Annotated in this window: 11 protein-coding genes and 1 other annotated feature; of the genes, 8 read left to right on the top strand and 3 right to left on the bottom strand. The window is 42.5% G+C overall.

Features of this window, described 5'->3' with window-relative positions:
- The first annotated feature begins 149 nt into the window (after window positions 1-149).
- The 3 genes from BMW61_RS07600 to BMW61_RS07590 all read left to right on the top strand — a co-directional run bounded on the left by BMW61_RS07600 (window position 150) and on the right by BMW61_RS07590 (window position 5851).
- Entirely contained in the window at window positions 150-1817 is a 1668-nt protein-coding gene (locus BMW61_RS07600; protein WP_091820735.1) for a hypothetical protein, read from the top strand.
- Between the two features lie 104 nt (window positions 1818-1921).
- Window positions 1922-2183, top strand: a binding site (T-box leader).
- Between the two features lie 86 nt (window positions 2184-2269).
- Window positions 2270-3898 (top strand): methionine--tRNA ligase, encoded by a 1629-nt coding sequence (gene metG / locus BMW61_RS07595; protein ID WP_091820734.1) that lies wholly within the window; start codon window positions 2270-2272, stop codon window positions 3896-3898.
- Between the two features lie 561 nt (window positions 3899-4459).
- A complete protein-coding gene (locus tag BMW61_RS07590) occupies window positions 4460-5851 on the top strand; it encodes a histidine-type phosphatase (protein ID WP_091820732.1) in 1392 nt (463 codons plus the stop codon).
- Window positions 5852-5892: 41 nt separating this feature from the next.
- Here BMW61_RS07590 and BMW61_RS07585 read toward each other — a convergent pair whose 3' ends face one another.
- The gene (locus BMW61_RS07585) at window positions 5893-6108 is read right to left on the bottom strand and encodes a DUF1858 domain-containing protein (RefSeq protein WP_022763246.1); all 216 of its coding nucleotides are present in this window, start codon (window positions 6106-6108) and stop codon (window positions 5893-5895) included.
- Between the two features lie 823 nt (window positions 6109-6931).
- On the opposite strand from BMW61_RS07585, the gene BMW61_RS07580 reads away from it, so the two are divergent.
- The 4 genes from BMW61_RS07580 to BMW61_RS07565 are packed head-to-tail and all read left to right on the top strand — an operon-like array spanning window position 6932 to window position 9048.
- Window positions 6932-7150: a DUF362 domain-containing protein gene (locus tag BMW61_RS07580; protein ID WP_022763245.1), complete on the top strand. Its 219-nt coding sequence runs from the start codon at window positions 6932-6934 to the stop codon at window positions 7148-7150.
- Window positions 7119-7706 carry a 4Fe-4S binding protein gene (locus tag BMW61_RS07575; RefSeq protein ID WP_091820730.1) on the top strand — a complete coding sequence of 196 codons (588 nt, stop codon included), beginning with the start codon at window positions 7119-7121 and terminating at the stop codon, window positions 7704-7706. Before BMW61_RS07580 ends, BMW61_RS07575 begins: the two co-directional genes overlap by 32 nt.
- Before the next feature lie 6 nt (window positions 7707-7712).
- A complete protein-coding gene (locus BMW61_RS07570) occupies window positions 7713-8102 on the top strand; it encodes a C-GCAxxG-C-C family protein (RefSeq protein ID WP_022763243.1) in 390 nt (129 codons plus the stop codon).
- A 52-nt stretch (window positions 8103-8154) separates the two neighbouring features.
- Window positions 8155-9048, top strand: coding sequence for a carbohydrate kinase family protein (locus BMW61_RS07565; protein WP_091820729.1), 894 nt, complete (start codon window positions 8155-8157; stop codon window positions 9046-9048).
- Here BMW61_RS07565 and BMW61_RS07560 read toward each other — a convergent pair whose 3' ends face one another.
- Window positions 9049-9528, bottom strand: coding sequence for a flavodoxin (locus tag BMW61_RS07560; RefSeq protein WP_091820727.1), 480 nt, complete (start codon window positions 9526-9528; stop codon window positions 9049-9051).
- A 103-nt stretch (window positions 9529-9631) separates the two neighbouring features.
- Window positions 9632-10510, bottom strand: coding sequence for an AraC family transcriptional regulator (locus BMW61_RS07555; RefSeq protein WP_022763240.1), 879 nt, complete (start codon window positions 10508-10510; stop codon window positions 9632-9634).
- A gap of 470 nt (window positions 10511-10980) precedes the next feature.
- Between BMW61_RS07555 and BMW61_RS07550 the strand changes: the two genes are divergently transcribed.
- Complete coding sequence (locus tag BMW61_RS07550; protein WP_175475127.1) at window positions 10981-12789, top strand: SpoIIE family protein phosphatase; 1809 nt, start codon at window positions 10981-10983, stop codon at window positions 12787-12789.
- Window positions 12790-12827: the final 38 nt, after the last annotated feature.

Here is a 12827-nt window from a genome sequence, read left to right as displayed (position 1 = left end):
CACGATAAAAATATTATTTGAGTAGTTCTATAACGGATTTGAATGAACTGATTTTTCCGTGTGATAGAAATGTGATAATTAAGGAAATATAATAAGCGTGTAAGGTGAAAACAACGAAAAACAATCTTTTTTGTGAGGGAGAGATAATTATGGAAAAGAGACTTGTAGCAGCAACACTTGGATTGGTATTTGTACTTTCTGCATGCGGACAGACCGGCGGAACAGAGGTAGGAACATCGCAGCCTGCAGAGACAACGGCGCAGGAAACTGAAGTGGCAGAGACAACAGAGGAACCGGAAGAGGCTGAAGCTTCAGAGGAGACAGAAGCAGCCGATGAGGAGAGTTCTGAAGAAGGCGAGAAGGATGAGAATTCCGAGGTTATAACCGACAACGTTATCACAGCAGATCTTTTCGAAGTAACAATACCTGATGAGTTTTCAGGAATTTTTGAAGCAGAGGTCAGCGAAGGCAGAGTAGATATTTATCATAAGCAGACAAGAGAGGAAGGCTTCCCCGGACTTATTTTCTCAATCTGGGCAAGAGAGACACCTTCAGAATATGCCGGCGGACCTTATATGAAGAAGGGCGAGCTGTTTGACAAGGATGGCGCTAGCTACGATGTGGTAAAGGGCGAAGCAACAGAGATCCAGTGGGACTACAACAAGGACATGCCCGAGGATTTCAGAAAACTCTATGATGCTGCTGAAGACATTATCAAAAATATCACTGCTACAAACGGCGGAACCTTCAGTTATGGCGCAGGCATGAAGGGCAAGGACCTTTACGCTTATACACTTAGTGATTTCATTGACGCTTTAAATGAAGGCGCAGATGCCAATAAGCTCGAGGAGATGGGCTATGCACCTGACTACTATGCAATAATGCAGGCAGAGGGCGAGGACGGCCTTTCAAAAATCGGCTTTGCATACAAGGATGTAAACGACGACGGTATTGATGAACTTTTCATAGGTGATATTGAGAGCGGTGCGATCTACGATGTATTCACAATGGTAGACAAAGAAGCAACTCACGTAGTAAGCGGCGGAGCAAGAGACAGATACTATGTATACGACAATTCATTTATCTCCAACGAATACTCCGGCGGAGCAGAGGAAAGCGGCGTTACACTTTATGCACTTATGAACAATGACACAGATATGGTTTGTCAGTACGGCTATAAGTACGATGGCTACGAGGACGAGGAAAAGCCCTGGTTTGCTACCTATGATATGGAGGAATGGACTCCTATCTCTGAGGAAGAGTACGATGAAGCTATGAAGAACTATGAGGACCAGAAGGAATCAGACGTTGAACTAAAGCCTCTTTCAGATATTGCACCTGTAGATTTTTCAAAAGTTGATATGTCACAGTATGCAACCTTCACTGAACTCGTTGATAGTCTTAAAGCAGGAATGGGCTACGCAAATGTAACTATCGATGGAACGGATGCTCTTTTGGTAGCAAGCGGCTGCTACAAGTGGGATGATACAGACGCAGCAATTGATTCATCAATTTTCATATATGATGAGAACGGTGCCGTTAAGTATCTTGGCAGTGTTACTTCACAGGGAACAGCTAATCCCCTGGCAATGGCTGATGGCAAGCTTATCACAGCAGGTCACCACTTTGTTACCAAGAACACAATCAAGGATGGAAAACTTGCAGTAGCTGAGGAAGCTTCCGAGACCTTCGATACCGACGGAAATGCAACCTATTATGTCGGCGAAGACAAGGTGGATGATGACACAGAGCTTCAGCGTATGTTTGATGAAGCAATGAATGCAGAGATCATCAATTTCCAGCCGGTCGCTGAGTGAAACTTATTGTAGATAATTCTCTTCTCCCCGGAAATCATAAACAGATTCCGGGGAGTTTATATTTTTATTTTAGTTGACATAACTATATGTTTGTACTAACCTATAGCAAAGCTGTGAAGAGAAAGAGTAAGTTGTTAGGAGCTTTACAGAGAGTCGGCGTTTGGTGAGAGCCGGTGAGCAAGCAGCAACCGAACATGGTCTTGGAGCCGCGTACCGAGGTTCTTTTGAACTTAGGCTACGACGGGTGCGCCCGTTACAGTGCCGGACTATCGATGGATCATTTCCCATCCGTAGTTGCTAAGGCTCATATCGTGAGGTGTGAGTGAATTAGGGTGGTAACACGAAGCGTAAGCTCTCGTCCCTGAAAATAATTCAGAGAGGAGGGCTTTTTTTGTACAAAAAATTAAGAAACTGCTGATTGTTATCAAACTTAATTCAAAGGAGGAAATGAGATGAACAGAAATATATTGATAGGTGGTGCCTGGCCCTACGCCAACGGTTCATTACACATCGGACATATTGCGGGGCTTCTTCCCGGCGACGTGCTTGCAAGATATCACAGAGCCTGTAAGGACAAAGTGTATTTTGTTTCCGGAAGTGATTGTCACGGAACACCTGTAGCCATCAGGGCTAAGTCTGAGGGAAAATCGCCCCGGGAAATCAGTGATCATTATCATGAGGAATTTGTGGACTGCTTTAATCGTCTTGGATTTACCTACGACTGCTACACCAAAACTTCCGACGATGCGCATAAAGAATTTGTGCAGGAATTCCACAGAAAGCTCTACGACGGAGATTATGTTTATGAAAAGGAGACGCCTCAGGCCTACTGCGAGTGCTGCAATACTTACCTTGCGGACAGATTTGTAACCGGTATCTGTCCTGTTTGCGGTGAGCCTGCAAGGGGAGATCAGTGTGACGCCTGCGGAACAGTTCTTGATCCCGAAATTTTAAAAGAGCCTATCTGTGCTGTCTGTAAGAACCCGGTGACATTCCGGGCATCTACTCATCTGTACATTGCTATAAGTAAATTGGAAAAACAGCTCCGCGACCTTGTTGATAATGGGGTGAACTGGAGAAAAAATGCCATATCTTTCACAAACCGCTACATTGATGAGGGACTTAGGGACAGAGCACTTACCAGAGACCTTGAATGGGGAATTCCTGTTCCAAAGGAAGGCTATGAGAAAAAGACAATTTATATCTGGGCAGAAAATGTGCTTGGTTACTTGTCTGCAGCTAAGCAGGTAACAGACCGGAAAGGTGAGAGTTTTGACGAGCTTTTCGGAGAAAATGCAAAGCACTACTATGTCCATGGTAAGGATAATATTCCCTTCCATACTATTATTTTACCTGCACTTTTGATTACCCACGGCGCGGGATATCGTCTTCCCGATCAGATAGTATCAAGTGAATATCTCACATTGGAAGGAAAGAAGATTTCCACAAGCAGAAATTATGCGATTTGGGTAAAAGACCTTCTGGATAAGTATGATCCCGATTCTCTTCGCTATTATTTCCTGGCGAACGGACCCGAGAAAAAGGACTCCGATTTTTCCTGGTCAGAATATGTCAATAATCACAACGGCGAACTTCTAGGGGCCTACGGAAACTTCATAAACAGAACTCTTACGTTTATCACTAAGTATTTTGACGGGGTGATCCCGGAGGGCACTTCCTCAGGAGACTGGGATGATACGCTGAAACAGCTATACACCTCTACAGGTGAACAGATCGAAAAAGGAAATTTCAAGGATGCCATAGAAGGTGTATTTGAAGTGGTGCGAAAAGCCAACAAATATTTTGACGAACAGGAGCCCTGGAAAACAAGAACAAGTGACGAGGCAGCCTGCAGAAATACTTTGTATCAGTGCGTTCAGATCATTGCGAATCTGGCTGTAGTACTTGCACCTTTCCTGCCATTTTCATCGGATAAGGTCTGCAGCTGGTTTGGAATAAATACGGCCTGGGAATTTAAGGTGATTCCTTCAGGCTATAGACTTCCGGAGATATCAATACTGTTTGAGCGCCTGGACAAAGCTGTTATAGAGGAGGAGAGAGATAAACTTAAGGACTTGTGAGCCGGTGGTGAGGGTCTGTTGTTTTGAGTTAATGCTATCAGTTGCTTCTATAAGTTGATGTTGTAAGTTAGTGTTATAAGTTACTGTTAGATACTTGATATTGTGGGAAGGGGATTTTATACTTTATTGAGTTCATTAATATTCTTCTAACAGAATATTTTACTGGGTCGTAAGTCTATTTCTCAATTTTCTTGAAATAGACTTACCAATTATCAATATTAAGAATGAAAAATGGGGATTCTCACTATATTTTTATGCAATATTGAGCAAATATGAACTATATAACGTAAATAGACTCAAAAACATCGAAAAGCATAAGTCTAAAATCAAAAAGTAAGCAAATAGACTTACGGTTATCGAAATTCCGTGCAAAAAACAGATAAAAATAGCAGAATACAAAAATTTTAGCAGGAAGCAGCAAAGGATATAGCAATAAAGAATAGAAAAGCATAGTAAAGAGCAGAAAAGAATAATAAGGAGTATAAAGAACAGCCAAGAAAATGACGAAAAATTATTAGTAAACGTTAATTAGTTTCAACCAAAAAATGAGGGGGATGAAACTTGAAAAAAATACTGAATCATACGGCTAAAGAACTGGTTGGGATCATTGCTGTTTTTGCTTTAGTGGCAACATTGATCGCTGTCGGAAGTACCGCAATTATGAAACAAGCTGCCTCTAAGCAGGAGCAATCAAAGGGACAACAACAGAAATCAGTCACTAATGTTGTGGAAAACGGCACACTATCGCATGATGGTTACAAGCTTGAGAAGGTTGTTGTTCTGAGCAGGCACAATATCAGGTCTCCGCTTAGCGGAGGCGGATCACTGCTTGGAACCATTACTCCGCACGAGTGGTTTGAGTGGTCATCAGCACCCAGTGAACTTTCACTAAGAGGCGGCGTACTCGAGACAGAGATGGGGCAGTTTTTCAGAAAATGGATGGAAGAGGAGAGCCTGATTCCGGAAAACTGGCATCCAACCGGTGAAGAGTGCAGAATATATGCTAACTCCAAGCAGCGCACAATAGCTACGGCAAAGTACTTTTCAAGCGGGGCATTTCCGACAGCAGGTCTTGACGTTGAATGGCATGCCGATTTTGATACGATGGATCCGGTGTTTAATCCGCAGCTTACCTTTACGAGCGATGAGTATGCAGACGATGCTACGGAGCAGATTTTTGATCTGTACGGCCCTGCGATTGAAGACCTGAAGGATAACTACGAGCTGATCACCGATGTCATAGATATGGAAGAGTCCGAGAGCTATAAAAGCGGAGATGTAGGAGATTTTGTTACAAGTGACAGCGTGATTAAGCTGGAGACCGGCGCAGAGCCCGCTATGTCAGGCTCTCTGAAAACGGCCTGCTCTGTAAGTGATGCACTTGTCCTTCAGTACTATGAGGAAAGCGATGCGAAAAAAGCTGGCTTTGGAAATGACCTCAGTCAGGAGCAGTGGGAAAGTATTTCGGAGATCAAGGATGTCTATGGTGATGTCCTGTTCACAGCTCCGCTTGTGGCATGTAATGTAGCAAATCCGCTTCTTGAGGAAATCTATTCCGAGATGAATACTGATGGAAGAGTGTTCACTTTCCTTTGCGGACATGACTCAAATGTAGGCAGCGTCCTTGCGGCTCTCGGTGCCTCAAGCTATGAACTTCCGGGAACCATTGAGAAAAAGACACCGATTGGCTGTAAGCTTGTATTTTCAAAATGGTCTGATTCCAAGGGCGAGACCTTCTGGGGAGTGAATCTGGTATACCAGTCCACGCAGCAGCTTAGAAATACATCCCTTTTGGACATAAACAAACAGCCCATGATTTATGATATGAAGTTTGATGGGATATCACAAAACAGTGATGGACTCTACAAAAATGATGACATCATGAAAATGTTCGAGAATGCAATCGGGGAGTATGAGAAATTGTACGAACAGTATGCTGACAAAGCGGCCTAAAATAAGGGCTGTCGCAATTATGCGGCAGCCCTTATATATTATTATGAATTATGCTCAATGAGATAATCGTTAAGTGCATCTACGATCTCGTCACCATCGATACCATGTACTGCACAAGCCTCGGAAAGTGATTCCATCTGGGAAGCAGGGCAGTGGATGCAGCCCATGCCGCATTCCATAAGAAACTGTGCTGCGAGAGGGTGCTTTGTGATGATCTCACCCACGAGCATATCTGAACTGATAGGTTGTTCGCTCATTATTTTATTCCTCCTATATCTCAAAAATTACAAATTAAAATTTGCACAATCAATTTTAGATAATGCATTTTAACAAGAATCGATACTTTTTACAAGCACGAAAAGTGTGAGGCGTTTTATTGCATGTTGAGCCTGGCTTTTAATGCATCCTGCAGTGCCTGGGAAAAATTAATCCCTATGGAAAAAAATGGAAAATGTCAGAACGAAGTTCTTACCGTGCATCTGAATAATGCTCATATAAAATAGCATAGAAAGATATGAAAAGCAATAATGAATTATTCAAGGGGATATAGTAGCTGATTTGGGTGCAGCAGATATACACTAAATCTTAGGGATGATGCAACAAGCTTGAAGAAATATCCCTGAATTGTTGTAACCTGAAAATATGTAAACAACAAAAATCGTAACGAAGAGGGTGATTGTTGTATGCGAAAACTATTGGAACAATAAATATGACATAGCAATTAGGATTTGTTGTACGACGGAGATTAAAAAACAATAAATACAAAGAGTCGGTTAAGATTTGTTGTACTCTGAAAATTGGTGTACAACAATAATTCCGGTAATAACAAGACTTGTTGTAAACCAGCGTGGGAGCGTGCAACAAAAATATGAATTAGAGAAAGATTTATTGTATCATAGGGTTAAATCGTACCAAAAGTCAAATTCATGATATGAAAGGGACAATTAACCATATCACGCAGTATTCTAGCCGGTACACTTTTCCGTACCACCTATAATTAATCTGCGTACTTGATATAAAAAATATACCAACTATAATAAAACCATCAGCTGAAAAAAGAATTTAGAAAGGACTTTACAGATGAGAAAGGCAGCAAACGATACAGACAGATGTGTTGCCTGCGGAGTCTGCGCCGCGCAGTGCCCAAGAGAGGCGATAGATATTTTCAAGGGATGCTACGCAGTTGTTGATACCGACAAATGCGTGGGATGCGGCATATGCGAGAAAGCATGCCCGGCGGGCTCTATAAAGGTTGAAGAGGTGGATGATGGCAACAAACAGAAAAAAGCACTGGTATGATTACCTGTGGATATGGACAATAGTTTATTTTGCGCTGGGATTTTTTAATATCCTTTTTGCGTGGCTCGGAATGATAGATTTCATATTGCCGCTGATTTTTGCAATAGTCGGCGGCAATAAGTGGTTTTGTAATCACATGTGCGGAAGAGGGCAGCTCTTCTGGGTGCTCGGAAGGAACCTTAAATGTTCCAGAAGAAAACAGGCTCCGAGGTGGATCTCTTCCAAGTGGTTTCGCTATGGATTCCTTGTATTTTTCCTTACTATGTTTGGAACTATGATTTTCCAGACCTATCTTGTGTTCTCAGGAGCGGGTTCACTTCGAAAAGTGGTAAAGCTTTTCTGGACATTTAAAGTGCCGTGGAAATGGGCTTATAATGGAAGTATATTCCCGGACTGGGTAGCGCAGTTTGGATTTGGATTCTATAGTCTGATGCTTACATCAACGCTGATAGGACTTATAGTAATGGCACTTTATAAAGAGAGAACCTGGTGCTCATTTTGTCCGATGGGAACAATGACTCAGGGAATCTGCAAATTGAAGAATAAGGAAAGGTAAGAGATTATGACATTAAGTGAGAGAGCGGAAAAGGCAGTGGCTTTAAAAAATTCCGGACAGTATAACTGTTCCCAGGCTGTGACGGCAGCTCTGGCAGACCAGACAGGACTTAGCGAAGAGCAGCTTAAACAGATATCTGCAGGCTTCTGTGCAGGTATGGGCAACATGGAAGCCACCTGCGGTGCACTTATCGGTGCGGGCATGATAGCGGGTCTTAAGACAGAAGGAAAAGGAACTCTTTCAGTAACGAAGCAGATTCAGGAAGAGTTTGGGAAAAGATGCGGCGCATTAAAATGTAAAGATTTAAAAGCCGTAACAAACGGAAAGCCCTTATGCCCCTGTGAGGACTGTGTCAGAAACGCAGTTATGATCTACGGAGAAGTCATGGGGTTATAACCATCATGTAGTGGAAGGCCTGAAACAAATAATTACTATAAAAGAGGATGCTATGAAAAAAGAAGTAACCGTCATAGGCGCGGCAATAATGGATATCCATGCAGGTCCTGTTCCGGGGGATCTGTTTTCCAAAGGCTCTGTTCCTGCGGACAGGATGTGCATATCCTTTGGGGGAGATGCGCTGAACGAAGCAGTGGTTTTGTCCGAACTTGGTGTGAAAACCGAGATCATATCAGTTATCGGCAAAGATGAAACCGGTCAGAGCGTTTTGAAAAATCTTCGAGAAAACAACGTTTCGACAGAGAAAATCACGATTGAGGATGGTCTTACAACAGGTATGAATATCGTCCTCAACGATGATGAAGGTGAGCGCTATTTTATCACCAATCCTTACAGCAGTTTGCGGAAGCTGTCACTAGAGCACATCCTTCCGCATATAGACGATGCTGCGGACATTGTCTGCTTTGCGAGTATGTTCGTATCACCGATGCTTGATATAGAAAAAATGGGTGAGCTTTTCAGAAAGATAAAAGAGAAACCGGAGCGCATACTTATCGTCGATATGACGACAGCCAAAAAAGGTGAGACAATAAAAGACATCGCACCGCTTTTTGAATTCATAGATTACATTATTCCAAATGAACATGAAGCAGCTCTCTTAACAGGCGGAAAGACACCTGAAGAGAGCCTTGAAATATTCGCCAAAAACGGAGCGAAAAACGTTATTATCAAATGCGGCAAAAGAGGTTGTATTTACTACTCGGATGGCCAGAAGGGCGAGGTAAGCACCCGCAAGGTTAAGGTGGTTGATACCACCGGTGCGGGAGACAGCTTCGTTGCCGGTTTTACCTATGGACTCATGAACAATATGAGCATAGATGATGCCTGCAAAAAAGGTAATGAAGTTGCGGCGAAGATTATTGGAAAAACAGGAACACAGGCATAATCATGCCATAATCTCGTCTATCCACTTTTTATATTCTTCTTCGGGTGTATCCGGAGTGAATCGTTTTCCGTTTATAACCATTGCACCTTTAGCCATTTTTTGAAGGTTCTTTACCGTGTCCCCAAGATTACTGCCGCCTGAGGTGCAGAAAGGTACAATAATGATTCCCGAAAAATCATAGCTCTCAAGGAAGGTGTCTATGATGGAGGGCTCACGGTACCACCATATCGGGAATCCCAGGAAAACATGATTGTAACCTGATATATTTCCGATTTTGATGCTTATGGCAGGCCTGCAGGTGGCATCATTCATTTCGACAGAACTGCGGCTTTTGCTGTTCTGCCAGTCAAGATCTTCAGAGGTATAAGGTGTCACAGGTACAATTTCAAAAAGGTCTGCATTCGCTACTTTTGCAATTTTTTCGGCAACTTTCCCGGTTACACCGCTGGCACTGAAATATGCTACCAATGTTTTACTCATAGTATGCCCTCCTTAGATTGTTTAGAAATCTTCCAATTACAATTTTCTCACATCACAAATATTATTTCATCATAAAGTAAAAAAGTTCATTCAACTTTAAGAATTAGTCGTCTTTAGTTCCCATGGTTGACACAAACAGCTCATCGGTGCTGTTTTCAAGGTCCTGTCTTATGATTTTCCTGTACTCCCTTGGAGACATATGAAGTTTCTCCGTAAATACTCTGTTGAAGGTTCGCTGGCTCTCGAAGCCGGCGTTTTCATATACTTCGGTTATCGTCTGGTCGGTGTAGCGAAGCAGACTCTGCGCATAGATGAATCTGGTTTCGTTTAGATATCTGTTGAAGTTGGTGTGGAAGGTTCCGGAAAAAACTCTCGACAGGGCAAACGGGCTGACATAGAGATCCTTCGCCATGCTTGTAAGGGATATCTCTTTTGTGAAATTGCTGGCTATATAAGAAACGGTTCTGTAGATAAGGTCGCCGTTTCCCTTTTCATCGCGCTCTGTAAGCTTTAAAACTGGAAGAGACCTAAGCAGAATAATACTGATGTAGGACTGGTAAAGCACCTTGCTTGAAGCATCTATGTCACGCCCTTTTTCCTTGTTTTTTGCGATTTCTTCGTACAAAGCATTGAAGGCAAACTGAATCTCTTTGTGTATATTACTGCTTTTGATCACCGGGCAGACCGGGACCTTTTTCAGCAGAGTGTCCGAGATTGATCCCGCGTAGGAAGGCGATGCAATAAGGTACAGTCCGGTGCCTTTTTCCGTATCAAATACCTGGGTGTGCTGGATCTGACCGGGGAAAATTACAGCCATATCGCCCTTTTCCATGTGGTAGAGCTCCTGGCCCACGCCGATCTCCATAGTGCCCTTTGAAATGTAGATGAATTCTATGAATCCGTGGAGGTGCGGCGGAGTGTGAATATTGGCTCTTTTATATATCTCTATATCATCCTCAAATGACTCGAATAATGGCTTCATTGCGCTCCTTCTCTGAAAAACACCGTTTCTTTTAGTATAACCTGTCTGATAACAAATGCAAGATTTGGCTACTTTTATTCATGTTATGACGCGATTAATATTTTTCTCCGAGGTATTATAATCACGTAATATGAAATTGACCGATACGGAAGGCATAGTAATAATGCCGGAAAGGAATTATGATTATGAAGAGAATCGTTGATTTTTATAAAAAAGCATGGAAAGAGTATGTTGAATATTTTGGCAAGTACAACATGTACGTTTACAGATAACACCAAGTAAAACCTTTTCAATATTATAAAAGAAGGCTGTGCATTAAATTATTGCACAGCCTTCTTTGTTGCCATTTGCAGTACGAAATTAAGTATAAAGTTTTTCTAAACTTAGTAGACTATACGAATCAGCATTTATACAATATAAATGTAGGGTTCATGTGGTTTTTCATATGATGAAAAGGACAAATGGTGGATATGGAAAATACTCAGAAGCTTAACGAAATGAAGAAAAAAAGTCTGGTAAAAATGTTCATAATTGTTTTTGCCTTATTTGCACTGGGAACGATCCTGGTAAACGGGACTATGACATATATTGCGCAGACAGAATCCTATCACAGTGAGTGTGTCTCGGATTTGCGTAGGATAACGACACATCTGGTAAATCAGATACAAAGTGAAGGCGATGAGTTCATATATCTGAAAGCCTGGTTTCAGGAACATCCTGATCTGGTGCAGGTTCCGGTGGATTTCAAAAGTGATCTTCCGGTCAGTAAGAGTGCTTTTGATGATTATATTCTTGAAAATTATCCGGGAAAAGATTACGGGACAACGCTTTTCTTTAATGACCTTGATCTTGAAGGACAGCGATTATATGTCAACTACGCCTTTGAACGATGGTTTACTCTTTTTTTTGAGGCGACGGACAGTTTTGATCTGATGTATACATATTTCATCTATCCTGAGAGTGAAAATGATCTGAAGATGAACTATATGTTTGATCCTACGATGGAAACGAAAACAGCGCCCGATGGACGTGAAATTCTAAAGCTTGGGGAAGTTGTTTACGAGGATCCGGAGATACATCAAACCATGTGGGATACCTGGTTTACAGGAAGAGCTCAGAACGGCTTTGATATCATGAATAACGAATTTGGCCAACAGTATAATTATTGTGCTCCGGTGGTTATAAATGGTGAAAAGGTCGGACTTCTATGCTCTGAAATAAGTGTGGCGGTTGTTAATTCCGAGATCATGAAAAATGTGATCATCCAGGGACTGGTTTCAGCGGTTGTGCTTATCATATTTACAGCTATTCTTTACCTGCTCCTTAGTAAAAATGTTTTGCATCGTATCATCGGCATTGAGCGCGAGGTAAGAGAGTACTCCGAAAAGAAAGATCCGGAGATAGCAAAGGATATTCTGTCTCATGTGAAAATCATGGATGAGATTGGTATGCTTGCAAAGAGCTTTGGAGAGATGATTACGGAACTTGAAGATTACATGGTTAATCTTCAGAAGGTCACCGCGGAAAAAGAGAGAATTGATGCGGATTTGAGCATTGCAAGTCAGATCCAGGCGGACATGCTTCCCAAGATTTTTCCTCCGTTCCCCGACAGAAAAGAGCTTGATATTTATGCGACCATGACACCTGCGAAAGAGGTAGGCGGTGATTTCTACGACTTTTTCCTGGTGGATGAAAATCATATCGCGCTCGTAATTGCAGATGTTTCCGGAAAAGGTGTCCCGGCATCACTTTTCATGGTTATTGCAAAGACACTTATAAAGAACCGCCTCCAGATGGGAGAAGAGCCGGGCGAGGCACTATATAATGTTAATAATCAGCTGTGCGAGGGAAACGACGCTGAGCTCTTCGTAACAGTATGGGCAGTGGTTATTGATCTTACTACAGGTGATGCGCTCGAGGCCAACGCAGGTCATGAGTATCCGGCGTTTAGGAGAGGCAATGGTTCCTACGAACTCATAAAGACAAAACATTCACCGGCTGTTGCCACTATGGAAGGACTTAAATTCCGTCAGAGCGAGTTCCATCTCGATCCCGGAGACAGGCTGTTTGTCTACACGGACGGAGTTACGGAAGCAACGGATGCCAATCTGGAACTGTTCGGAGAGCAGAGGCTTATTGATGCGCTGAACCGAAATCCGGATGCGTCACCGACAGAGCTTTTGCCGGCGGTTAAAAAGGAGATTGATGAATTTGTAGGAGAAGCACCGCAGTTTGACGACATTACGATGCTGAGCTTCATCTATAGAGGAAAAGCCTGAAAAGCGCTGTTTTTCCTATTGACGATACATAGGTGTTT

The sequence above is a fragment of the Butyrivibrio sp. ob235 genome, assembly GCF_900109475.1.
Classification (GTDB): domain Bacteria; phylum Bacillota; class Clostridia; order Lachnospirales; family Lachnospiraceae; genus Butyrivibrio.
This window is presented reverse-complemented; position numbering and strand designations above follow the sequence as displayed.